Source organism: Streptomyces sp. NPDC005004, from assembly GCF_053600675.1.
Genome location: NZ_JBSGAH010000008.1, coordinates 223167 through 245490 on the forward strand (window position 1 = coordinate 223167; position 22324 = coordinate 245490).

The 22324-nt window shown below is 71.0% G+C and carries 20 protein-coding genes; 11 read left to right on the top strand and 9 right to left on the bottom strand.

The window, feature by feature from the left end; all coding sequences use genetic code 11:
• Nucleotides 1–135 precede the first annotated feature (135 nt).
• A complete protein-coding gene (locus ACWEEU_RS14000; protein WP_451731932.1) occupies nucleotides 136–834 on the top strand; it encodes a hypothetical protein in 699 nt (232 codons plus the stop codon).
• A gap of 19 nt (nucleotides 835–853) precedes the next feature.
• On the opposite strand, the gene ACWEEU_RS14005 is transcribed toward ACWEEU_RS14000, so the two are convergent.
• The 4 genes from ACWEEU_RS14005 to ACWEEU_RS14020 are packed head-to-tail and all read right to left on the bottom strand — an operon-like array spanning nucleotide 854 to nucleotide 6535.
• On the bottom strand, nucleotides 854–2014 hold the full coding sequence (locus ACWEEU_RS14005) for an acyl-CoA dehydrogenase family protein (RefSeq protein WP_451731935.1): 1161 nt from the start codon (nucleotides 2012–2014) through the stop codon (nucleotides 854–856).
• Between the two features lie 5 nt (nucleotides 2015–2019).
• Nucleotides 2020–2955, bottom strand: a complete 936-nt coding sequence (locus tag ACWEEU_RS14010; protein ID WP_451732124.1) for a hydroxymethylglutaryl-CoA lyase — start codon at nucleotides 2953–2955, stop codon at nucleotides 2020–2022.
• A gap of 17 nt (nucleotides 2956–2972) precedes the next feature.
• Nucleotides 2973–4904 (bottom strand): ATP-binding protein, encoded by a 1932-nt coding sequence (locus tag ACWEEU_RS14015; protein ID WP_451731938.1) that lies wholly within the window; start codon nucleotides 4902–4904, stop codon nucleotides 2973–2975.
• Between the two features lie 14 nt (nucleotides 4905–4918).
• Complete coding sequence (locus ACWEEU_RS14020; RefSeq protein ID WP_385741490.1) at nucleotides 4919–6535, bottom strand: carboxyl transferase domain-containing protein; 1617 nt, start codon at nucleotides 6533–6535, stop codon at nucleotides 4919–4921.
• 86 nt (nucleotides 6536–6621) lie between these two features.
• On the opposite strand from ACWEEU_RS14020, the gene ACWEEU_RS14025 reads away from it, so the two are divergent.
• The 5 genes from ACWEEU_RS14025 (at nucleotide 6622) to ACWEEU_RS14045 (ending at nucleotide 10810) form a co-directional block, all read left to right on the top strand.
• On the top strand, nucleotides 6622–7218 hold the full coding sequence (locus tag ACWEEU_RS14025) for an SACE_7040 family transcriptional regulator (RefSeq protein ID WP_385741492.1): 597 nt from the start codon (nucleotides 6622–6624) through the stop codon (nucleotides 7216–7218).
• Nucleotides 7219–7258: 40 nt separating this feature from the next.
• Nucleotides 7259–7834 (top strand): Uma2 family endonuclease, encoded by a 576-nt coding sequence (locus tag ACWEEU_RS14030; RefSeq protein WP_451731942.1) that lies wholly within the window; start codon nucleotides 7259–7261, stop codon nucleotides 7832–7834.
• 120 nt (nucleotides 7835–7954) lie between these two features.
• Nucleotides 7955–9112 carry an acyl-CoA dehydrogenase family protein gene (locus ACWEEU_RS14035; RefSeq protein ID WP_451731945.1) on the top strand — a complete coding sequence of 386 codons (1158 nt, stop codon included), beginning with the start codon at nucleotides 7955–7957 and terminating at the stop codon, nucleotides 9110–9112.
• A gap of 36 nt (nucleotides 9113–9148) precedes the next feature.
• Nucleotides 9149–10015, top strand: coding sequence for an acyl-CoA thioesterase II (gene tesB, locus ACWEEU_RS14040; RefSeq protein ID WP_385741501.1), 867 nt, complete (start codon nucleotides 9149–9151; stop codon nucleotides 10013–10015).
• A 348-nt stretch (nucleotides 10016–10363) separates the two neighbouring features.
• Nucleotides 10364–10810 (top strand): hypothetical protein, encoded by a 447-nt coding sequence (locus ACWEEU_RS14045; RefSeq protein WP_385741504.1) that lies wholly within the window; start codon nucleotides 10364–10366, stop codon nucleotides 10808–10810.
• Between the two features lie 65 nt (nucleotides 10811–10875).
• Here ACWEEU_RS14045 and ACWEEU_RS14050 read toward each other — a convergent pair whose 3' ends face one another.
• Together ACWEEU_RS14050 and ACWEEU_RS14055 are read right to left on the bottom strand one after the other, a co-directional pair.
• A complete protein-coding gene (locus ACWEEU_RS14050; RefSeq protein ID WP_385750726.1) occupies nucleotides 10876–11661 on the bottom strand; it encodes a phosphatase in 786 nt (261 codons plus the stop codon).
• A 59-nt stretch (nucleotides 11662–11720) separates the two neighbouring features.
• A complete protein-coding gene (locus tag ACWEEU_RS14055) occupies nucleotides 11721–13430 on the bottom strand; it encodes a helix-turn-helix domain-containing protein (protein WP_451731950.1) in 1710 nt (569 codons plus the stop codon).
• 193 nt (nucleotides 13431–13623) lie between these two features.
• On the opposite strand from ACWEEU_RS14055, the gene ACWEEU_RS14060 reads away from it, so the two are divergent.
• The 3 genes from ACWEEU_RS14060 to ACWEEU_RS14070 are packed head-to-tail and all read left to right on the top strand — an operon-like array spanning nucleotide 13624 to nucleotide 17812.
• On the top strand, nucleotides 13624–15093 hold the full coding sequence (locus tag ACWEEU_RS14060) for a sodium:solute symporter (RefSeq protein ID WP_385750731.1): 1470 nt from the start codon (nucleotides 13624–13626) through the stop codon (nucleotides 15091–15093).
• 56 nt (nucleotides 15094–15149) lie between these two features.
• Nucleotides 15150–16121 carry an agmatinase gene (speB, locus tag ACWEEU_RS14065; RefSeq protein ID WP_018544987.1) on the top strand — a complete coding sequence of 324 codons (972 nt, stop codon included), beginning with the start codon at nucleotides 15150–15152 and terminating at the stop codon, nucleotides 16119–16121.
• A gap of 5 nt (nucleotides 16122–16126) precedes the next feature.
• On the top strand, nucleotides 16127–17812 hold the full coding sequence (locus ACWEEU_RS14070; RefSeq protein WP_385750734.1) for a thiamine pyrophosphate-binding protein: 1686 nt from the start codon (nucleotides 16127–16129) through the stop codon (nucleotides 17810–17812).
• Nucleotides 17813–18024: 212 nt separating this feature from the next.
• On the opposite strand, the gene ACWEEU_RS14075 is transcribed toward ACWEEU_RS14070, so the two are convergent.
• A complete protein-coding gene (locus ACWEEU_RS14075) occupies nucleotides 18025–19455 on the bottom strand; it encodes an MFS transporter (RefSeq protein WP_451731955.1) in 1431 nt (476 codons plus the stop codon).
• 179 nt (nucleotides 19456–19634) lie between these two features.
• On the opposite strand from ACWEEU_RS14075, the gene ACWEEU_RS14080 reads away from it, so the two are divergent.
• Complete coding sequence (locus ACWEEU_RS14080; protein ID WP_451731958.1) at nucleotides 19635–20504, top strand: helix-turn-helix transcriptional regulator; 870 nt, start codon at nucleotides 19635–19637, stop codon at nucleotides 20502–20504.
• Here ACWEEU_RS14080 and ACWEEU_RS14085 read toward each other — a convergent pair.
• Both ACWEEU_RS14085 and ACWEEU_RS14090 read right to left on the bottom strand, forming a co-directional pair.
• The gene (locus ACWEEU_RS14085) at nucleotides 20471–20851 is read right to left on the bottom strand and encodes a DUF7919 family protein (RefSeq protein ID WP_451731961.1); all 381 of its coding nucleotides are present in this window, start codon (nucleotides 20849–20851) and stop codon (nucleotides 20471–20473) included. The genes ACWEEU_RS14080 and ACWEEU_RS14085 overlap by 34 nt on opposite strands.
• 3 nt (nucleotides 20852–20854) lie before the next feature.
• Nucleotides 20855–21205 (bottom strand): hypothetical protein, encoded by a 351-nt coding sequence (locus ACWEEU_RS14090; protein ID WP_451731964.1) that lies wholly within the window; start codon nucleotides 21203–21205, stop codon nucleotides 20855–20857.
• Nucleotides 21206–21325: 120 nt separating this feature from the next.
• On the opposite strand from ACWEEU_RS14090, the gene ACWEEU_RS14095 reads away from it, so the two are divergent.
• Nucleotides 21326–22243, top strand: coding sequence for a serine hydrolase (locus ACWEEU_RS14095; RefSeq protein WP_451731967.1), 918 nt, complete (start codon nucleotides 21326–21328; stop codon nucleotides 22241–22243).
• The last annotated feature ends 81 nt before the right edge of the window (nucleotides 22244–22324 follow it).

Here is a 22324-nt window from a genome sequence, read left to right on the forward strand (position 1 = left end):
TCGTTCCGGGGCGCCCCTTCGCCGGGCCGCCCCGGAACGATCGCGTGTAGGTACGGGTACTCATGCGCGATCCGCCGACCGGCGGGACAGTGACGGAAGACGGCGCAGGAACACATGGGAACGGGAGGCGCGAGCATGTCGGGATCCCGCAAGACGGTGTGGGGCACCATCGCCACGGTCGTCATGCTGGCCGTATCCGCCTGTACGGCCGACCGCGCCACCAGCCCGGAGGAGGTGCGCAGGCTGGCCGGCAGCGCTCAGGCGGAGGGGGCCCGTCAGCGGACGGAGGCCAGGCTCCGGGCCACCGTGCGCGAGTACACGGACCAGACCTCCCTTGCCCTCGGCCTGCTTGTCCTGCGTGACACATGCGCGGGAGGAAAAGCCAAGCAGTGGCTCGACTCCAACGGCGACGACACCTACAAAGCCAACTGCACGATGCAGGTCACCGCGTACTTCGGCGCCGACCCCAAACGCATCGCCTCGATCCTCGACGACATCCTCACCGCCGGTGAGCGGCCCGGGTCGCGCATCCCGTTCACTCATCGCGGTAACGGAGTCATCGTCGATTACTACCGGCATCACGGCGGAGACAACGGCAGCGAACCCTCCAGACTGGACGACGCATGGCACTCCCTGTCCTGGGACACGCAGTTCCACGACAGGCCCCCTGCGCAGGTCAGGGAGCCACAGCCGTGTTTTGCCGACAATCCGCCTGTGATGCGGTGCGTGCGGGAACCCGGCACGGTGACGGTGGCCGGCATCCGGAAGCGCTATGGCATGGTGTTCGAGCTTTCGCTCGTCGCTCCCGAATACTTCAAAGTGCCCAAGGAATAGGGCACCTGCCCGCAGTGTGTCAGCCCGTCAGCCCCAGTTCCCGGGCGATCAGCATGCGCTGGACCTCGCTCGTGCCCTCGCCGATTTCGAGGATCTTGGAGTCGCGCCACATGCGGGCCACCGGGTACTCGTTCATGAAGCCGTAGCCGCCGTGGATCTGGGTGGCGTCGCGGGCGTTGTCGACGGCGACCGTGGAGGAGTAGAGCTTGGCGATGGCGGCCTCCTTCTTGAAGGGCTCGCCGGCGACCAGGCGGGCCGCCGCGTCGCGCCAGGCGAGGCGGGCGGTGTGGGCCTTCATCTCCATGTCGGCCAGCTTGAACTGGATGGCCTGGTTGGTGCCGATGGGCCGGCCGAAGGCGTGCCGCTCCTTGGCGTAGCGCACCGACTCGTCCACGCAGCCCTGGGCGAGCCCGGTGCCCAGCGCGGCGATGGCGATGCGGCCCTCGTCCAGGATGCGCAGGAACTGGGCGTACCCGCGGCCCTCCGCGCCGAGCAGGTTCGCGGCGGGGACGCGCACGTCCTGGAAGGACAGCTCACGGGTGTCGGAGGCGTTCCAGCCGACCTTGGAGTACGGCGCCGCGACCGTGAAACCGGGGGTGCCCGACGGCACGATGATCGAGGAGATCAGCGGCTTGCTGTCCGGCTTGCGGCCGGTGACCGCCGTGACCGTCACCAACCCCGTGATGTCCGTACCGGAGTTGGTGATGAAGCACTTGCTGCCGTTGATCACCCATTCGTTCGTGTCCGCGTCCAGGCGGGCCGTGGTGCGGGTGGCCCCGGCGTCGCTGCCGCCGTCCGGCTCGGTCAGGCCGAACGCGCCGAGGATCTCGCCCGCGCACAGCCGGGGCAGCCACTCGGCCTTCTGCTCCTCGGTGCCGAAGAGATGGATCGGCATGGCACCGAGCGAGACGCCCGCCTCCAGGGTGATGGCCACGGACGAGTCCACCCGGGCCAGCTCCTCCAGCGCGATGCCGAGCGCCAGATAATCGCCGCCCATGCCGCCGTACTCCTCCGGGAACGGCAGCCCGAACAGGCCCATGCGGCCCATCTCGCGGACGATCTCGTACGGGAACTCGTGCCGCTCGTAGAAGTCGCCGATCTTCGGCGCCACGACGTCGTGCGCGAACTCCTCTACCGTGCGGCGGAGTTCCTCCAGCTCGGGGCTGAGACGGTGGTCCATGCTGATCACTGGTCCTTGTCGGGCTGAGTCGTGTTGCCGAGGGCGCGGACGGTTCGGGAGGGGCTCGGGCGGCCCAGCTGTTCGGCCATCCACACGCTGGTCGCGGTGAGCCGGTCGAGATCGACGCCGGTCTCGATGCCGAGACCGTGCAGCATCCAGACCAGGTCCTCGGTGGCGAGGTTCCCGGTGGCGGACTTGGCGTAGGGGCAGCCGCCCAGGCCGCCTGCGGAGGCGTCCACGGTGGTCACACCGTGCTGGAGGGCGGCGTAGGTGTTGGCCAGCGCCTGGCCGTAGGTGTCGTGGAAGTGCACGCCGAGGGCGTCGGTCGGCACGCCCGACTCGTTGAGCAGGGAGAGCAGTTCGAGAACGTGGCCCGGGGTGGCGACGCCGATGGTGTCGCCGAGGCTCAGCTCGTCGCAGCCCATGTCCATCAGCGCCGTGCACACCTTCACGACCTGGTGGAGCGGGACGGCGCCCTCCCACGGGTCGCCGAAGCACATCGACACATAGCCGCGCACATGCGCGCCCGCGTCCTTGGCCTGCCGTACGACCGGCTCGAAGACGGCCAGCGACTCGTCCACCGTGCGGTTGAGGTTGGCCTTGGCGAAGGACTCGGTGGCGCTCGCGAACACCGCGATCCGGCGGGCCCCGAGCGCGAGGGCCCGGTCCAGACCGCGCTGGTTGGGCACCAGCACCGGCAGGTCCGCGTCCAGATCGCTGACGAGCGGGAACAGCTCCTCCGCGTCGGCCAGTTGGGGCACCCACTTGGGGTGCACGAAGCTGGTCGCCTCGATGGTCGTCAGGCCCGCGTCCGCCAGACGGCGCACGAACTCCGCCTTCACCGCCGTCGGTACGGCCGTCTTCTCGTTCTGCAGGCCGTCGCGCGCGCCCACCTCGTGGATGCGCACCCGGGCCGGGAGACCCGGCGCCGGTACGACCATGGGGAGCCCGTCGGTGCTCACTCCGCCGCCTCCTTCGGCTCGATGACCGCCAGGACCTGGTCCATGGCGACCGTGCTGCCGGGTGTCACGTCGAGTTCGGCGACCGTGCCCGCGTGCGGCGCGGAGACGACGTGCTCCATCTTCATCGCCTCCACGACCAGCAGGCTCTGCCCGGCCTCCACCTCGTCGCCGACGGCCACCTTCACCACGGTCACCGTGCCGGGCATCGGCGCGGTCAGCGAGTCGGCGCCGGCGCGCGCGGAGCGGGTGAGGGACGCGGCCACCGGATCGTGGTCGCGCACCTGCCATGCGTCGCCGTCGCGGCCCAGCCAGTCGGCGGCGCGGTGGAAGGTGTGGCGGACGCCGTCCAGGGTGACCGTCACGTGGTCACCGGTGACCACGGCGGCGCGGGCGGTCCGAGTGACGGGTTCGAGTCCCGCGACACGCAGCGGGAACGACACCGGCTTCGGCGTCCCGCCCAGCCGCCATCCGCTCGGCACCGAGAACGGGTCCGTCCAGCCGTCCCCCTCGGGCCGCAGCTCCTCCAGACGGACGGCCGCCGCCGCCTCGTACACCTCTTCCGGGACCTCGGTGGAGACCAGATCGTCCACCACCCGCTCCACCAGACCGGTGTCCAGCTCGCCCGACACCACCGCCGGATGTGCCAGCAGCCGCCGCAGGAAGCCCGCGTTGGTCGGCACGCCCAGGGTGACCGTCTCCGCCAGGGCGCCGCGCAGCCTGCGCAGGGCCGTCGCGCGGTCGGGGCCGTAGGCGATGACCTTGGACAGCATCGGGTCGTACAGGCTGCCGACCTCGGTTCCCTCGGAGAGGCCGGAGTCCGTGCGGACGCCGTCGCTCTGGGGCTCGGCCAGCAGCAGGACCGTGCCGCCCGAGGGCAGGAAGCCGCGCGCGGGGTCCTCCGCGCAGATGCGGGCCTCCACCGCGTGCCCGGTCAGCGTCACGTCCTCCTGCGCGAAGCCCAGCCGCTCACCGGCGGCCACCCGGAGCTGCCACTCCACCAGGTCCAGGCCCGTGACCAGCTCGGTGACCGGGTGCTCGACCTGGAGACGGGTGTTCATCTCCATGAAGTAGTACGAGGACGGGTCGCCGCCCGGCACGATGAACTCCACCGTGCCCGCGCCCCGGTACCCGCACGAGCGGGCCGCCTGCACTGCCGCCTCGCCCATCGCGGCGCGGGTCGCCTCGTCGAGCAGGACGCTGGGCGCCTCCTCGACGACCTTCTGGTGCCGCCGCTGGAGCGAGCACTCGCGCTCGCCGAGGTGGACGACGTTGCCGTGTCCGTCCGCCAGCACCTGGATCTCGATGTGCCGGGGGCGGTCGATCCACCGCTCCACCAGCAGCGTGTCGTCGCCGAAGGAGGCGCGGGCCTCGCGGCGGGCGGCCGCGATCTCCTCCTCCAGGGCGGAGACGTCACGGACGAGACGCATCCCCTTGCCGCCGCCGCCCGCCGAGGGCTTGAGCAGTACCGGGGTGCCGATCTCGCGGGCCGCTTCGGCCAGTTGGGCGTCGGTCAGTCCGCTGCCGCTGGAGCCCGGCACGACCGGGACCCCGGCCGCCGCGACGGTCTCCTTGGCACGGATCTTGTCGCCCATCAGGGCGATGGCGTCGGCGGACGGGCCGATGAAGACCAGGCCCGCCTCCTCGCAGGCGCGCGCGAAGCCCGCGTTCTCCGCGAGGAAGCCGTACCCCGGGTGCACGGCCTGGGCGCCGGTGCGGGCGGCGGCCTCGAGGAGCCGCTCCACCGACAGATAGCTCTCCCCTGCGGGCGCCGGGCCGATCCGGACCGCCGTGTCGGCCTCCCGGACGTGCCGCGCTCCTGCGTCGGCGTCGGAGAAGACCGCCACCGAGCGCACGCCGAGCGCGCGGAGCGTACGGATGACCCGTACGGCGATCTCGCCCCGGTTGGCGACCAGCACTGTGTCGAACACGAATTCCCCTCCCTCTACATCCGGAAGACGCCGAACCGGGGCTCTCCCAGCGGCGCGTTGGCACAGGCCGTCAGAGCGAGGCCCAGGACCTGGCGGGTCTCCAGCGGGTCGATCACGCCGTCGTCCCAGAGGCGGGCGGTGGCGTAGTACGCGCTGCCCTGGTCCTCGTACTGCGCGCGGATCGGGGCCTTGAAGGCGTCCTCGGCCTCGGCGGACCACTCCTCGCCGCGCGCCTCCATCTGGTCGCGTTTGACCGTGGCGAGCACGGAGGCGGCCTGTTCGCCGCCCATGACGGAGATCTTGGCGCCGGGCCACATCCACAGGAAGCGGGGGGAGTAGGCGCGGCCGCACATCGAGTAGTTGCCCGCGCCGTACGAACCGCCGACCACGACCGTCAGCTTCGGCACACGGGTGCAGGCGACGGCGGTGACCATCTTGGCGCCGTGCTTGGCGATGCCGCCCGCCTCGTAGTCCCTGCCGACCATGAAGCCGGAGATGTTCTGGAGGAAGACCAGCGGGATGCCGCGCTGGTCGCACAGCTCGATGAAGTGGGCACCCTTCTGGGCGGACTCGGAGAACAGGATGCCGTTGTTGGCGACGATGCCGACCGGGTGGCCGTGGATGCGGGCGAAGCCGGTGACCAGGGTCTGGCCGAACTCGGACTTGAACTCGCTGAAGCGCGAGCCGTCCACGACGCGCGCGATGATCTCGCGGACGTCGTAGGGGGTGCGGGAGTCGACCGGGACCGCGCCGTACAGCCCGTGGGGGTCCACCTTGGGCTCGACGGGCGCCGTGACCTCCCAGGGGGCGTCCTTGCGGGCGGGGAGGGTCGCGACGATGTTCCGCACGATCCTGAGGGCGTGGGCGTCGTCCTCCGCGAGGTGGTCGGTGACGCCGGAGACGCGGGAGTGGACCTCGCCGCCGCCCAGCTCCTCCGCGGTGACGACCTCGCCGGTGGCTGCCTTCACCAGCGGGGGGCCGCCGAGGAAGATCGTGCCCTGGTCGCGGACGATGACCGCCTCGTCGCTCATCGCCGGGACGTACGCGCCGCCCGCCGTGCAGGAGCCGAGGACGGCGGCGATCTGCGGGACGCCGGCCGCGGACATGCGGGCCTGGTTGTAGAAGATGCGGCCGAAGTGGTCGCGGTCGGGGAAGACCTCGTCCTGCATGGGCAGGAAGGCGCCGCCGGAGTCGACCAGGTAGACGCAGGGGAGGCGGTTGTCGAGGGCGACCTCCTGGGCGCGGAGGTGCTTCTTGACCGTCATCGGGTAGTACGTGCCGCCCTTGACCGTGGCGTCGTTGGCGACGATCACGCAGGGGCGGCCGCTGACCATGCCGATCCCGGCGATGACCCCGGCGGCCGGGGCCTGTCCCTCGTACATCCCGTCGGCCGCGAGGGGGGCCAGCTCCAGGAAGGGGGAGCCGGGGTCGAGCAGTGTGTCCACCCGGTCCCTCGGCAGCAGCTTGCCGCGCGCGGTGTGGCGGGCGCGCGCCTTCTCGCCGCCGCCGAGGGCGGCGTGCGCGAGCTTCGCGCGCAGCTCCTCGCCGAGGGCGAGATGGGCCTGTTCGTTGGCCCGCCAGGCCTCCGACGCGGGATCCGCCGCGCTCGTCAGCTCCGGTGCCTCGTGCATCCTGCGAACCCCTCACCTTGTTAATGAGCGTTAACGCATTTCCCTCAGGTTAACGACCGCTAACCTCCCTGTCTAGAATGAACCGCATGGCCAGCAGAACCGACGCCCCGACCCGGCGCCAGCAGATCCTCAGGGAGGCCGCGCGCCTGTTCGCCGAGCGCGGCTTCCACGGCGTGGGCGTGGACGAGATAGGAGCGGCGGTCGGCATCAGCGGACCCGGTCTCTACCGTCACTTCCCCGGCAAGGACGCGATGCTCGCCGAGCTGCTCGTCGGCATCAGCGGCCAGTTGCTGACCGGCGCCCGCCGCCGCCTCTCGGAGGCCGACGGCCACGCGGACGCCTCGGCGGTCCTCGACTCCCTCATCGAGGGCCACATCGACTTCGCCCTCGACGACCGCCCGCTGATCACCCTCCACGACCGCGAACTGGACCGGCTGCGCGAGAGCGACCGAAAGCTCGTCCGCCAGCTCCAGCGCCAGTACGTCGAACTCTGGGTGGAGGTGGTCCGCAGGGTCCACCCGCTCCTGACCGAACCCGCCGCCCGCTCCGCCGTCCACTCCGTCTTCGGCCTCCTCAACTCCACCCCCCACCTCGGCCGCGCGGGCACGCTCCCCGGGCGGGGGACCACGGCAGCGCTGCTGCACCGGATGGCGCGGGGGGCGTTCGCGGCGGCGGGGGTCTGAACGGCGCCGCCGCAGAGGGCATCCTCAGTACGCTGGCCCCATGGACTACGCGAAGATGCGCGTGATCGCCGAGGAGCTCGGCGCCTACGCCGAGCGGCTCGAAGGAGCCTGGAGCGTCGAGATCGGTCCGTCCGGCCCGATACTGGCCATGATGTGTCCGTCGAAGCGTCATGAGGGCACGGTTCGCCGCATCTGCAAGCAGTTGGATGATCAGCTTCTCCGCACGCATCCCGGCTACATCTGTGCGAGCGGCCCCGAGATCGAACACCCCGCGATCGGTCGCATGCGTCTCCCCGACGCGGTCGTCATTCCCGAGGTCGCCCTTGACGAAGAAGGCATCGCCGTCGATGCGACGCAGGCGCTGGGGGTCGTCGAGATCGTGTCTCCGTCGAACCCGACCAATGACTACATCGAGAAGCTGGCCGACTACCCCGCCATGGGCATCGCCCACTACCTGATCGTCGACCCCCGCACCGGCACCATCGAAGCCCACTCCGACCCCTGCAAGGGCCGCTACGCCCGCAAGGACGCCTACATCTTCGGCGACACGGTCCCCTTCGGTCCCTGGCTGATCGACACCGCCGACTTCCGGCGGTACGGCAAGGCCGGCAGCTGATCCTCGTCGTCCGGGGTGGGGAAGCTCACCCTGGACGGGTCCTCGTACTCGCCGGTATCTTCGGTTGAGCAAGCGCTTAGACATGCCCGATGTCATGCCGAGGTACGTGGAGGTGGCGGCGTGCGCCGTACGGTTTTCAACGAGGATCACGAGGCGTTCCGGGAGACCCTTCGGGCCTTCATCGAGGCCGAGGTCGTGCCCGTCTACGACGAGTGGTTCGCGGCCGGCCAGGCTCCCCGCGACTTCTACTACAAGCTCGGCGAGCTGGGCATCTTCGGGATCAACGTCCCGGAGGAGTTCGGCGGCGCGGGGCTCGACAGCCACAAGTTCGAGGCCGTCCTCTACGAGGAGACCGCCCGCGCGGGCGTCCAGTTCGGCGGCTCCGGCGTGCACGTGCTGCTCGCCCTGCCGTACATCAAGATGCTGGCCACGGACGAGCAGAAGAAGCGGTACCTGCCGAAGTTCGTCACCGGCGAGGAGATGTGGGCCATCGCGATGACCGAGCCCGGCACCGGCTCGGACCTCGCGGGCATGAAGACCACCGCCAGGCTCTCCGAGGACGGCACGCACTACGTCCTCAACGGCGCCAAGACCTTCATCACCGGCGGTGTGCACGCCGACAAGGTGATCGTCTGCGCCCGTACCTCCGCCCCGAAGGAGGACGACCGCCGGTTCGGCATCTCCCTCTTCGCCGTGGACACCAAGTCCGAGGGCTACTCGGTCGGCCGCAAGCTGGACAAGCTCGGCCTGAAGACCTCCGACACCGCCGAACTCGCCTTCGTGGACGTCAAGGTCCCCGTCGAGGACCTCCTCGGCGAGGAGAACAAGGGCTTCTCCTACCTCGGCCACAACCTGGCCTCCGAGCGCTGGGGCATCGCCTTCGGCGCCTACGCCCAGGCCAAGGCCGCCGTCCGCTTCGCCAAGCAGTACGTGCAGGACCGCACGGTCTTCGGCAAGCCGGTCGCCCACTTCCAGAACACCAAGTTCGAGCTGGCCGCCTGCCAGGCCGAGGTGGACGCCGCCGAGGCCGTCGCCGACCGCGCCACCGAGGCGCTGGACGCCGGCGAGCTGACCCCCGCCGAGGCCGCCTCCGCGAAGCTGTTCTGCACCGAGGTCGCCCACCGCGTGATCGACCGCTGCCTCCAGCTCCACGGCGGCTACGGCTACATGAACGAGTACCCGATCGCCCGCCTGTACGCGGACAACCGTGTCAACCGCATCTACGGCGGCACCAGCGAGATCATGAAGACGATCATCGCCAAGGACATGGGCCTGTAAGGCCCCCGCAATGACTGGCCGATACCACTACACGTCATGAGCCAGGCACTTCAGGACCTCCTCGATCTGCTCGACCTCGAACGGATCGAGGAGGACATCTTCCGCGGGCGGTCCCGCTCCGCCGTCGTCCCCCGCGTCTTCGGCGGACAGGTCGCGGCCCAGGCGCTCGTCGCCGCGGGCCGCACCGTCCCCGCCGACCGTCACGCGCACTCCCTGCACGCCTACTTCCTGCGCATGGGCGACCCCGGAGCGCCGATCGTCTACAGCGTCGACCGCATCCGCGACGGCCGCTCCTTCACCACCCGCCGCGTGGTCGCCGTCCAGCACGGCAAGCCGATCTTCCATCTCTCCGCGTCCTTCCAGACGTTCGAGGACGGCCTCGACCACCAGGCCGCCATGCCACCGGCCCCCGACCCGGCCACGCTGCCCACCTCTCCGGAGCGGCTGCGCGGCTACGACCACCTCGACCCCGAGGTCGTCGAGCGCTTCCTGGAGGCCCGCGAGGCGATCGACCTGCGCTACGTGGACGAGCCGCCGTACGGCGAGTTCGGCACCCCGCGCGAGCCCCACAGCCAGGTCTGGTTCCGCACCAACGGCAAGCTGGACGACGACCCCCTGCTCCACGTCGTCCTCGCCACCTACGTCTCCGACATGACCCTGCTCGACTCCGTGCTGCTCGCGCACGGGCGCGGAGGGTGGGCCGTCGGCGACGTGGTCGGCGCCTCGCTGGACCACGCGATGTGGTTCCACCGCCCCTTCCGCGCCGACGAGTGGCTGCTGTACGACCAGGAGTCACCGTCCGCGCACGGCGGCCGGGGTCTGGGTCAGGCCCGCATCTTCACCCGGGAGGGACAGCTCGCCATCTCGGTCGTCCAGGAGGGCGTGGTGCGTGTCCCGCACTGAAGTGGCACCGTCAACAACCTTGTGGTGAAGGGGACTTGACAATACTTCCAGATACATGGTTGCTCGAAGTGACGAGTGGCGCATGGGGTACTAGGCTCTATCAGTGAAAGCCGCAACGCACGGTTTGCCCGGCCGACGAGCCTCCGGACGCCCGGACCTCAGCCGCAGCACCCGGTGACGCACAGCGTACGGATGACTTGCAGGTGTCGGCGGCTCCACATCGTGCCGCTCAGACAATGCGGTGACATCTGAAGACCGCGCCGCGTCCTCTCTTTTCGCGGCGACGGCCATCCACCTCGCCCCCAGCCTGGGGACACGCGAGAGACGATGGAGATGGAAGGTATTCCCATGCGATCACAGCGCACGAGGCGCCTCGTCGCGATGTCCGCCACCGGCCTGCTGCTGGCCGGAGGAGCCGCGATAGGCACCGCGGGCACCGCCTCTGCAGCCCCGTCTCACAACAACGACCGCAGCTCCTACGGCAATGACTGGGGCGGCAGGAACCACAACGGCTGGAACAACGGCTGGAACGACAACAACTGGGGCAACGACTGGGGTGGCCGGTACCACCACAACAACTGGTGGAACGACGACTGGGGCCGGGGTGGCTGGGGCTACGGTCACGGCGGCTACGGCCACGGCGGTTACGGCCACGGCGGTTACGGTCACGGTGGCTATGGCCACGGCGGTTACGGCCACGGCGGCGGTCACGGTGGCTACGGCCATGGCGGCGGCGGCCACGGTGGCGGCGGTCACGGTGGCGGCGGCCATGGTGGCGGCGGCCACGGACGCTGACTCATTCACCGCGATCTGAGCGCGATGTGCGGCCCTGGACGGGGCCGCACATCGCGCTCGGCGCGTCACAGCCCCGCTTCCGCCAGGAGATAGGCGGTCATCGGGTCGTAGAAGCGAGGGCTCACCACATGGTCGTCGAGCGGCACCGCCACCTGGAGGGTGCCCTCGGATTCGGCGAGGAAGAGCGCCGGGTCGTTGCAGTCGGCGTAGCCCACCGCGTCCACGCCGTGCTGCGCGGCGTATCCCGCCCAGCCGTGATCGGCCACCACGAGATCGGGCAGCGGGCGCCCGGCGCGCTCAAGTCCGGTGAGAATGGCGCGCATCGGCTCGCCCGAGTGGGTGTGCCAGAGGGTGGCGCCGTGCTCCAGGACGGCCACGTCCGCGAACTGCATGACGTACCCCTCCTCCGTCGTCAGCCCGTCGGGGATGACGACGATCTCGCAGCCGGCGGCGCGCAGCGCGGCGGCCGTCGCGCGGTGCACGTCGAGCAGACCGCCCGGGTGACCGGTCGCGAACAGCACCCGCTGCTCGCCCTCGGCCGCCTTGCGCAGCCGGGCGGCCATGCGGTCCAGCGCGTCCACGGTCAGCTCGGGGTCGATGGTGTCCTGACCGTACCGGTGGCCGGGATCGTCGTTCACACCGACGCGTTCGGCCATCACCGCGAGCACGTCCTGCTCGTCGGACCAGCGGTCGCCGAGCTCCAGACCGAGCCAGAAGTGACGGTCTCCGTTGGCGAGCCTGCGGTAGTGGGAGAGGTTGTTCTCGCGGGGGGTGGCGACCTCGCCCGCGATACGGGTTCTCACCAGATGCTCGACCAGCTCGGCGCGGCTGGGTGTCCCGGGTATCGGCATGTCCCCCATTGTGGGGCAGCGGGCCGGGTGCCGTCTCCGTCATTGCGCCGCCGCAGGGCTCAGCCCCGGCGCAGCGCGAACCACAACTCCATCCGTACGTCCGGATCGTCCAGATCGGCCCCGAGCAGGGTCGCGCAGCGGGCGATCCGCTGGCGCACGGTGTTGCGGTGGACGCCCAGCGCGACCGCCGTACGGTCCCAACTCCCGTGCAGCGAAAGCCAGGCGCGCAGTGTCTCGGCGAGCGCGGGTCCCACGGCGAGCGGGGCGAGCAGGGCGCGGGCGTGCGCCTCGGCGTCCGCCGGGGGCACCAGGTCCGCGAGCCCCGGGCGAGCACCGTGCCGCACCAGCGCGGTGCGAGTCGCGCGGGCGCGTGCCAGCGCGCGGGCCGCCTGCGCGTCGGCGGCGGCCCAGTCCGCGGGCTGTGCGGGCGCGCTCACCCCGAGCGTCCACCCGGGCTGCGGCGCCGGCTCCCGCCCGCCGGGCACCAGCACCCGTACGACGTCCCGGGCGAGGTCGGTCAGCGGCGAACCCAGCGCCGTCCCCAGCGCGGCGGCGGCCACGGCGTCCGGCGCCCTTCCCTCGGGCCGCGCGTGCACGACCACCCACGGCTCATCCCGCCCCGGCCGCAGCAACGGCACGACCTCCTCGGCCGACGCGCCCAGCAACAACCGCACCAGCGCCGACGACCGGTCCGCTCCCGCCCCGCTCTGATGCTCCCCGGTCAGCAGCGACAACAGCACGGCGGCGACGGACGCGATGGTGTGATCCCCGGCGGTCCGCTGCCCGGCGGCGACCCCGAGCACGAACCCGCCGTTGGTCCCGAGGGCATAGGCGGCGAGGTGGGTGCCGTGGTGGGTGTCGGTGGCGGAGGTGGGGGTGGGGCGGGGGACGTTGCCCGGACGGGGTTCGGGTTCCGTCCCGGGTCTGGGGGCGGTGTCGGCGCCCGGCGCCGGGTGGGGCTCGGGCCTGAGGTGGGCGTCGACGTCGGTGCCCGGGTGTCCCGTCGCGGTGCCGTCCTCCCGAGCCGTGCCGCCCGCCGTATCGCCCTCCCCGGCGGACGGCACCGGCACCCGCAGCGGCCGCACCACGGATGCCAGCCGGGCCAGCGCCTCCCGGGTGTCCGGGGTCGTCGGGGCGCGGCCCGCCGAGGCGATCAGTGTGCCGTCGGGGCCGTAGAGGACCGCGTGGCCCGCGAGGCGTTGGGCGAGCTGGCGGAGGACGGAGGGGACCGGATCGGGGCGGGAGGCGGCGGCGGTCAGGCTCTGCTGGGCCTCGGTGACGCGGCGGAGTTCGGCGAGGCGGGCCTGGGCCATCAGTTGCCAGACGGCGCGGGCCACCCCTGAGAACGTCGTGCGCGGGGGCACCTCGAGGAGCGGCAGGCCGTGCACCTCGCAGGCGGCCACCAGCGCGCGCGGGACCGTGTCGTGCACCGGGGCGAGACCGAAGCCGAGGGCGGCGCCGCCCGCCGCGACGATCCGGGAGACGTAGTCGTGGAAGTAGTCCCCCAAGCTCTCGACTTCGCTCGAGCAGGGGGTGCCCCCATCGGAGCCCGCCGCCTCCGGCACGTGGACGCCCGCCGTGAGCAGCAGCTCGCCCCCGAGGAGATAGGGGTACGGGTCCGCCATCTCCGAGGTGTGCGCCCAGTGGATCACGGTGTCCGGGTCCGCGGGGCCCGCGATCTGCCGCAGCCCCAGGTCATCCCGCGCGAGCAGGGCGGAGAGCGGTACGGGCGGGGTCGGCGGCACGGCCGGCGCGATCGGGTCCGTCATGATGTGCGATTCCTCCGTCCCGCCCCGTTCGAGTGGATGAAACGTACACTTCGCAGTCGCTTTCCGGCCACCTAATCTCTAGGCGGAACGGCAGCCACGGGTACGGGCGGATGTCCCCGCGAAATGCTGCCGTCGCACCCCCACGACACCGCACGACACGCCACCGGACTGCGCGCGAAGGAGGGCCCCGCCCATGGCCGTCGACTACACAGTGATCGTCGTCTATCTCGTCGGAATGCTGGCCATGGGCTGGTGGGGGATGCGCCGGGCGAGGTCGAAGAGCGAGTTCCTGGTGGCGGGCCGCCGCCTGGGGCCCGCCATGTACTCCGGCACCATGGCCGCGATCGTCCTGGGTGGCGCGTCCACCATCGGCGGCGTCGGCCTCGGCTACCGCTACGGCCTCTCCGGCGCCTGGATGGTCTTCACCATCGGCCTCGGGCTGCTCGCCCTCTCGGTGTTCTTCTCGGCCCGCATCGCCCGCCTGAAGGTCTACACCGTCTCCGAGATGCTGGACCTGCGCTACGGCGGCCGGGCCGGTGTCATCTCCGGCGTCGTCATGTGGGCGTACACCCTCATGCTCGCCGTCACCTCGACCATCGCCTACGCCACGATCTTCGACGTGCTGTTCGACATGAACCGCACCCTCGCGATCGTCCTCGGCGGCTCGATCGTCGTCGCGTACTCCACCCTCGGCGGCATGTGGTCGATCACGCTCACCGACATGGTGCAGTTCGTGGTCAAGACCATCGGCGTGCTGCTCCTGCTGCTGCCCATCGCCGTGGTCAAGGCGGGCGGCTTCGCCGAGATGAAGGCCAAGCTCCCCACCACGTACTTCGACCCGCTGGGCATCGGCGGCGAGACGATCTTCACCTACGTGCTGATCTACACCTTCGGGATGCTGATCGGGCAGGACATCTGGCAGCGCGTGTTCACCGCCCGCGACGACCGCACCGCCAAGTGGGGCGGCACCGTGGCCGGCACCTACTGTCTGGCCTACGCCGTCGCGGGCGCCGTCATCGGCACCGCCGCCAAGGTCCTCTACCCCAAGCTGGCCAACCCGGACGACGCGTTCGCGACCATCGTCAAGGACGAACTCCCCATCGGCGTACGGGGTCTGGTGCTGGCCGCCGCCCTCGCCGCCGTGATGTCCACCTCCTCCGGCGCGCTGATCGCCTGCGCGACGGTCGCCAACAACGACATCTGGTCCCGGCTGCGGGGTCTGGTCCGCCCGGAATCCTCCTCGGGCGAGCCGCACGACGAGGTCAAGGGCAACCGCGTCTTCATCCTGATCATGGGCCTCGCGGTGATCGGCACCGCCATCGCCCTGAACAACGTGGTCGAGGCGCTGACCGTCGCGTACAACCTCCTCGTCGGCGGTCTGCTCGTGCCCATCCTCGGCGGGCTGCTGTGGAAGCGCGGCACCGTGCAGGGCGCGCTGGCCTCCGTGATCGTCGGCGGCCTCGCGGTGATCGGCCTGATGGCGGCCTACGGCATCCTCGCCAACGAGCCCGTCTACTACGGCCTGCTCGCCTCCCTCGTCGCCTACGTCGTCGTCTCCCTGGCCACGAAGCCCACCGACGAGCGCGTCCTCGCCGTCTGGCGCGACCGCCTCGCCGGCAAATCCCCCGAACTCCCGTCCGAACCGGTCCCGGCTCACCAGTAGAGTCGTACGGAAAGCAGTACATGCGCGACGAAGCGCAAGGAAGAAGGCATTTCACGATGAGCAGCTCCGAGACGCCCCGCGGACCCGTCGACTCCTCCCGCGTCCCGCGCTACGCGGGCCCCGCGACCTTCGCCCGGCTGCCCCGCCTCGACGAGGTCGGCCGCGCCGACGTCGCCGTGGTCGGTGTGCCGTTCGACTCCGGCGTCTCGTACCGGCCGGGCGCCCGCTTCGGCGGCAACGCCATCCGTGAGGCGTCCCGGCTGCTGCGCCCGTACAACCCCGCGCAGGACGCCTCCCCCTTCGCCCTCGCGCAGGTCGCGGACGGCGGCGACATCGCGGTGAACCCGTTCAACATCAACGAGGCCGTCGACACCATCGAGGCCGCCGCCGACGACCTCCTCGGCACCGGCGCCCGCCTGATGACGCTGGGCGGCGACCACACCATCGCGCTCCCGCTGCTGCGCAGCGTCGCCAAGAAGCACGGTCCGGTCGCGCTGCTGCACTTCGACGCGCACCTCGACACCTGGGACACGTACTTCGGCGCCGAGTACACGCACGGCACCCCGTTCCGCCGCGCGGTCGAGGAGGGCATCCTCGACACCTCCGCGCTGTCGCACGTCGGCACGCGCGGCCCGCTGTACGGCAAGCAGGACCTCACGGACGACGAGAAGATGGGCTTCGGCATCGTCACCTCGGCGGACGTCTACCGCCGGGGCGCCGACGAGGTCGCCGACCAGCTCCGCCAGCGCATCGGGGACCGGCCGCTGTACATCTCCATCGACATCGACTGCCTCGACCCGGCCCACGCCCCCGGCACCGGCACCCCCGAGGCGGGCGGCATGACCTCCCGCGAGCTGCTGGAGATCCTGCGCGGGCTCGCCTCGTGCAACCTGGTCTCGGCGGACGTGGTCGAGGTCGCCCCGGCGTACGACCACGCCGAGATCACCTCGGTCGCGGCCTCCCACACCGCGTACGAACTCACCACCATCATGAGCCGTCAGATCGCGGCGGCCCGGAAGGACGCGTAAGCGCAGTGACTCACGACCACGACCTGGTGCTCCGCCCGACCGAGGCGCAGATCTCCGCCGCCCTGAACCCTCCTCCCGGGCGCAACGGCGGCGACCTGGTCGTGGAGACCCTGGCCGGGCTCGGCGCGACGACCGTCTTCGGCCTGCCCGGCCAGCACGCGCTCGGCATGTTCGACGCCCTGCGCCGCTCCTCGCTGCGCTACATCGGCCTGCGGGTGGAGAACAACGCGGGTTTCGCGGCGGACGCGTACGGCCGGATCACGGGGGAGGCGGCGCCGCTGCTGCTCTCCACGGGGCCGGGCGCGCTCACGTCCTTGGCCGCGCTCCAGGAGGCGGCGTCGGCGTCGGCGCCGGTCCTGGCGATCAGCAGCCAGATCCCGACGGCGGGGCTCGGTGGTGGTCGCCACGGTTATCTGCATGAACTCCCGGATCAGTCGGCTTCGTTCCGGGGCGTGGTGAAGTCGGTTCACACGGTGCGCTCGCAGTCGCAGATCCCGTCGGCCATCGCGGAGGCGTGGCGTTCCGCGCTCACCGCCCCGCACGGTCCGGTGTGGGTGGAGATCCCGCAGGACGTGCTGCTCGCGGAGACCTCCCTGCCGGTGGTGACGGCCCCGGACGCGACCCCGGAGGAACTGGTCCCGCGCGTCGAACTCACGGCGGTGGCGGCGGACCTGCTGTCCCGTGCGCTTCGGCCCGCGATCATCGCGGGCGGCGGAGTCGTACGTTCCGACGCCTCGGGCAAGCTGCTTCGGCTCGCGGAGAAGCTGGACGCCCCCGTGGTGACCACCTTCGGCGGCAAGGGCGCCTTCCCCTGGGAACACCCGCTGTCCCTCCAGTCCTGGCTGGAGGACCGGCACACGACGGACTTCCTGGAGGACGCGGACGTCCTGCTGGTCGTCGGCTCGGGGCTCGGCGAACTCTCCTCGAACTACCACACGTTCAAGCCGCGCGGCCGGGTCATCCAGATCGAGGCGGACCTCGGCAAGCTGGAGTCGAACCATCCGGCGCTCGGCATCCACGCGGACGCCCGGCCGGCGTTGCAGGCGCTGCTCGAGACGGTGGAGGAGCGTACGGACGCGACCGCGCCCGAGCGGGTGCGAGAACTGCTGGACAAGGTGACGGCACGCATCGCCTCCCAGGAACTCACCCTGGAGCAGGACGTGCTGGCGTCGGTGCGCAAGGCGCTGCCTGCGGGCTCCCCGTCCTTCTGGGACATGACGATCCTCGCCTACTGGGCCTGGTCCGCCTTCGACCCCCGCGGGTCCAACACCATGCACTCCGCCCAGGGCGCCGGCGGCCTCGGCTACGGCTTCCCCGCCGCCCTCGGCGCGGCGGCGGCCGACCCCACCCGCCCGGTCCTCGCGGTCTCCGGCGACGGCGGCGCCCTCTACTCCATCGCGGAGCTGGCGACGGCCCGCCAGTACGACCTCCCGGTCACCTGGCTCATCGTCGACGACGGCGGCTACGGCATCCTCCGCGAGTACATGACGGACGCCTTCGGCGAACCGACCGCCACGGAACTGACCCGCCCCGACTACGTCGCCCTCGCGGAGTCCTTCGGCGTCCCCGGCGTCCTGACCTCCCCGGAGACCCTGGAGGCGGACCTGTCCAAGGCACTGGCCGCTCCGGGCCCCTCGGTGGTCGTACTCCCGGCGGTACTGCGGATGTTCGCGCCGACGCACCTGGACTGACGGGCGTCACTCCCCGGCGCCGAGCAGCACCTGTGCGGCCGGGGAGCTTCCGCAGGCGCGGTCGACCGCCACTCCCAAGGGGCGCGAGGAACTGCGCGACCGGCCACAGCGGCCCCGCACAAGCCCGCACCCCCACGGCGGCACCTCTCGAAAACCGTGCCCGACTCATCTCACCTGGGCAAAAGCAGCCTTGTCCGCCCCTCTGGGCAGTCTCACGCCACTGACGTCCGCCCGGAACCGCCCCGCAGGAACACCGCGCTGGTGAGCACTCCCAGGAGCACCAGCGCCGCGTTCGCCGCTATGGCCGCCTTCAGCCCGGCCAGGAACGCGAGCGTGCCCGTACCGGTCATCGCGCCGGTCGCGATCGCGCTCATCACCGGGGTGCCCATGGTGATGCCGATCTGCTGGGTCATGGTGGCGAGGCCGGTGGCCAGACCCTGTTCCCGGTCGGTCAGACCCGACGTGGCGGTCACCATGAAGCCGACGATGACGAGCATGTTCCCGACACCGCCCGCGAAGGTGCCGACGAGCAGCGGCCCCAGGGACGCGTGCCCCGTGCCGAGGCCGAGCAGCGCGGCCGTGAACACCGCCTGGACGATCCCGCCGACGATCAGCGTCCGACGGCTGCCGATCCGTCCGATGACCCTTGGAGCGACGGCGCCGCCGGTGACCGTACCGACCCCGAGCACCCCGAAGGACAGCCCGGCCGCCAGCGGGGAGAAGCCGAGCACCTTCTGGAGATACAGGGTCAGCAGGAAGACGAGGGAGGTCTCGGTGAGGAAGGCGAGGAGGCCCGCCAGATTGCCCCAGGTGACGGTGCGCGTGCGGAGGACGTGGAGCGGTACGAGGGGTTCGGCCACCCGGCGTTCCACCGCGCCGAAGGCGAGCAGGAGGGCCACTCCCGCGACGAGCGCGCCCAGGGTGTACGGCGACCCCCAGCCTCGCTCGCCCGCCTGGGTGAGTCCCAGCACGACGGCCAGCAGACCGAGGGTGACGGTGAGGGCGCCGGGGAGGTCCAGCGCCGGCCGGGGGCCGCTGGTGCGGGACTCGGCGATGACCGCGGGGGCGATCAGCAGGACCGCTAGGGTGACGGGCACGTTGACGAAGAACGCCCACCGCCAGGACAGCAGATCGGTGAGGACCCCGCCGAGGATCGCCCCGGTGGTGAACCCCGCCGACATCAAAGCCCCATTGAGCCCGAGCGCCTTCTCCCGCAGCGGCCCCTCGGGGAAGGAGGTCGTCAGCAACGACAGCCCCGCCGGGGTCACGGCGGCGGTGGCCAGCCCTTGCAGCACGCGGGCGGCGAGCAGTACCCCGGTGCTGGTGGCGAGTCCGCCCGCGAGGGAGGCGACGGCGAGTACGGCGAGACCGCCGAGGAACAGGCGCCGCCGTCCGAAGAGGTCCCCCACCCGGCCGAAGAGCAGGGTGAAGCCTGCCGCGCAGAGGGCGAACGCGGTGCCGACCCACTGGAGTCGGCCGAGCGGAAAGCCGAGGCCCTGTCCGATCACGGGAAGCGCGACGTTCAGGATCGAGAAGTCCACGGCCAGCATGAACTGGGCGGCGAGGAGGAGGACGAGGACGAGACGGAGGCGGGGGGTAAGGGTGGTGGCTTCAGCCTGGGGTGGGGTTCCGGTGAGCGACATGACGGGGGTTCCCTTCGACGGGCCGGCTGGGTGAAGCCAGGCTCGCCGGAGGGACAGGGGGCAGCCAGAGCCCCGATCCGAGTGGTCACCGGGAGGGTGGTCATGACGTGACCACCCTCGGCGGCCGCCATGCGCCCCGACGGCGGTCATCATGGGAATCCCGACCCGTGGAGGCCGTGATGGACGTCCCGTCCGAACTGGGCGAGTTCCTCAAGTCCCGTCGTGCCGCCCTGCGTCCGGAGGAGGTGGGCCTCACCCCGCTCCCCAACCGCCGCCGCGTCACCGGCCTGCGCCGGGAGGAACTGGCCATGCTCTCCGGTGTCAGCGTCACTCACTACACCCGCCTGGAACAGGGCCGCGCGGCCGGCGCCTCGGACTCCGTCCTGAACGCGATCGCCCGCACGCTGCGCCTCACCGAGGATGAAACGGCCCACCTGAAGGCACTGGCCCACCCGGTACGGTCCCGTACGAAGCCGTCCCGTCCGGAAGCAGCGAGCGCGTCGGTACGCCAGTTGCTCGCGTCGATGCGCGAGGTACCGGCCCTGGCGCTGGACCGCCGGAACGACGTCCTGGCCTGGAACGCCCTGGGCCACGCCCTCTTGGCGCCACACCTGCACTTCGAGGCCCCGGAGAGGTCCGCCGGCCGCCCCAACCTCACCCGCATGCTCTTCTTGGACCCCGCCTACCGCGCCCTGTACCGCGACTGGCCCTCCGAGGCCGTCCTGGCGGTGGCCTCCCTCCGCCAGGTGGCGGCCCGCCACCCCGACGACCTCGGCCTGTCAGCCCTGGTGGGCCACCTCACCATCAACTCGCCCGACTTCACGACCCACTGGAACCGCCACCCGGTCCGCACGTGCACGTCAGGGGTCAAGCGCCTGCGCCACCCGGTGGCGGGCGAGCTGGACCTCGCCTTCGAAACCCTGACCCTCCCGGCCACCTCGGGCCAACGCGTGATCACCTATACGGCGAGGCCGGACTCGGTGTCGGCCACGGCCTTGCGCGGTATGGAGAAACGTCAGGAAGTCGCAGCCAGGACTGCTGTGCAGTAATCGTCCGGAGGGAGGTATGAATGATCTTCGACGTAATGAACGACCATGGCCGGAGATGTGTATTCGACCCCCTGTTCACCGGTTACGCGAATCTCCCCGCCGCCGATGAAAACATCACCCCGGGACGTGTGTTCCCTGGCAGTCGGGAAATCGGGACACAGCTCGCAGAAGTGCATTCCTCGATCAGCGTTCACGGCATTGCGGGCCAGCTCGGCGAGGACGTCGACCAGCCCTGCGGGTGCCTCCCCGGTCGCGTACGGGTGCTCTCGTGAGAGCCAGCCCACGTTGAGGGTCTTCCGCTCGGTCGCGTTGTATTCGTAAGCGCTGAGGTCGGGATAGTGCGTCATGTTTCACCAGGGCTTCACGTGTTCGCGGCAGATGAGGACGTGAACTGCACCCATTCCCTCGGTGAGGATGTCGCCCAGCCGAGCTGGGGCACTCACGGTGATCGACTTACCGCCCGTCGCGTCCAGGCCGAAGCGGCGGGTGCCGGACAGGAGGTCGTCGACGCCGGTGACGTTGCGTCGGGGCGGTAGGTGTACGCGCGGTGCCGGATCGTCTCCCCGCCGGCGCCCGTCACGGACTGCGCGGTCAGACGACCGAGCGTCCGGGCTGATGGAGTGGGCGAGTTGGTCGGTGAAGTCGTGGGCGTACGTCGTGACCTCGCCCGCCGACACCAGTTCGAGGGAACGGTTCGCCACCGGAAGCAACATCAAGCGCCAGTAAAGAACCCGTCAGGCTCGGGCAAGTTGTGAGGGGAAGTCGTGCGAATCCGGACATGGTCCGTGCAACCTCCGCCATGGTCCGTTAGTCAACTGGGCATGAAACCCCAGACTCCACGTCGTACCGGAGCGGTCGCCGCCGCGCTCGGTGTCGCGTTGCTCATACCGGCCGTGGCCGCCACTCCGGCGTCCGCGGCCTCGGTCGTCAGTTGCACGTCGTCGAAGGCGGGGCTGGCGGACAAGCTGGAGAAGGACATCACGGCGGCGCTGGCGACGCGGAAGAGCAGTGTCGCGCTCGGCGTGTACGACCGCTCGACCGGCACCACCTGCTCGCTGCGGGCGACCAGCGCGTACGACTCGGCAAGCACCGTCAAGGTCACCGTGCTCGCCACGCTGCTCTGGGACGCCAAGAAGCACAACCGGTATCTGACGAGCACCGAGACCACGCTCGCCAAGGCGATGATCACGCAGTCGGACAACACCGCCACCACCAAGCTGTGGAAGCAGCTCGGCGTGACCAAGGTCAAGGGTTTCCTGGCGGCCGCCGGGATGACCAAGACCACGCCGGGGGCGGACGGTTACTGGGGACTGACCCAGATCAACGTCACCGACGAGCAGAAGCTGCTCAAGCTCGTCACCGCCAAGAACAGCGTGCTGAGCGACAACGCCCGGGCGTACATCCTCAAGCTCATGGGCCAGGTCGTCTCCTCCCAGCGCTGGGGCACCCCGGCCGGCGCCCCCTCCACGGTCGCCGTCCACGTCAAGAACGGCTGGCTCCAGCGCTCGACCCACGGCTGGCGCGTCCACAGCCTCGGCACCTTCGACGGCGGCGGCCGCGACTACATGATCACCGTGCTGACGCAGGACAACAGCACGATGGACTACGGCGTCACCACCATCCAGAACGTCTCCAAGGTCATCCACAAGGACCTCAACCCGACGGCGTCCAAGTCCGCCGTCTACGTCCCGACCAGCACCCCGCGCGAGGCCATCGTGGCCACGCCCCCGCAGGGCTGACGCACCTTCGTCACGGGCCCGGCTCCTCAGTCCACCGGAGGAGCCGGGCCCGTGCGCATGCGCCAACATCCCCACCGCCAT

Excerpts from the sequence above, each read along its gene's own strand:
- speB (WP_018544987.1), top strand. The coding sequence starts at position 15,150 with ATGAGCAGCTCCGAGACGCCCCGCGGACCCGTCGACTCCTCCCGCGTC.
- ACWEEU_RS14005 (WP_451731935.1), bottom strand. The coding sequence starts at position 2,014 with ATGGACCACCGTCTCAGCCCCGAGCTGGAGGAACTCCGCCGCACGGTA.
- ACWEEU_RS14045 (WP_385741504.1), top strand. The coding sequence starts at position 10,364 with ATGCGATCACAGCGCACGAGGCGCCTCGTCGCGATGTCCGCCACCGGC.
- ACWEEU_RS14000 (WP_451731932.1), top strand. The coding sequence starts at position 136 with ATGTCGGGATCCCGCAAGACGGTGTGGGGCACCATCGCCACGGTCGTC.
- ACWEEU_RS14055 (WP_451731950.1), bottom strand. The coding sequence starts at position 13,430 with ATGACGGACCCGATCGCGCCGGCCGTGCCGCCGACCCCGCCCGTACCG.
- ACWEEU_RS14050 (WP_385750726.1), bottom strand. The coding sequence starts at position 11,661 with ATGCCGATACCCGGGACACCCAGCCGCGCCGAGCTGGTCGAGCATCTG.
- ACWEEU_RS14010 (WP_451732124.1), bottom strand. The coding sequence starts at position 2,955 with ATGGTCGTACCGGCGCCGGGTCTCCCGGCCCGGGTGCGCATCCACGAG.
- ACWEEU_RS14060 (WP_385750731.1), top strand. The coding sequence starts at position 13,624 with ATGGCCGTCGACTACACAGTGATCGTCGTCTATCTCGTCGGAATGCTG.
- ACWEEU_RS14025 (WP_385741492.1), top strand. The coding sequence starts at position 6,622 with ATGGCCAGCAGAACCGACGCCCCGACCCGGCGCCAGCAGATCCTCAGG.
- ACWEEU_RS14020 (WP_385741490.1), bottom strand. The coding sequence starts at position 6,535 with ATGCACGAGGCACCGGAGCTGACGAGCGCGGCGGATCCCGCGTCGGAG.
- ACWEEU_RS14075 (WP_451731955.1), bottom strand. The coding sequence starts at position 19,455 with ATGTCGCTCACCGGAACCCCACCCCAGGCTGAAGCCACCACCCTTACC.
- tesB (WP_385741501.1), top strand. The coding sequence starts at position 9,149 with ATGAGCCAGGCACTTCAGGACCTCCTCGATCTGCTCGACCTCGAACGG.
- ACWEEU_RS14080 (WP_451731958.1), top strand. The coding sequence starts at position 19,635 with ATGGACGTCCCGTCCGAACTGGGCGAGTTCCTCAAGTCCCGTCGTGCC.
- ACWEEU_RS14030 (WP_451731942.1), top strand. The coding sequence starts at position 7,259 with ATGGACTACGCGAAGATGCGCGTGATCGCCGAGGAGCTCGGCGCCTAC.
- ACWEEU_RS14095 (WP_451731967.1), top strand. The coding sequence starts at position 21,326 with ATGAAACCCCAGACTCCACGTCGTACCGGAGCGGTCGCCGCCGCGCTC.
- ACWEEU_RS14085 (WP_451731961.1), bottom strand. The coding sequence starts at position 20,851 with ATGACGCACTATCCCGACCTCAGCGCTTACGAATACAACGCGACCGAG.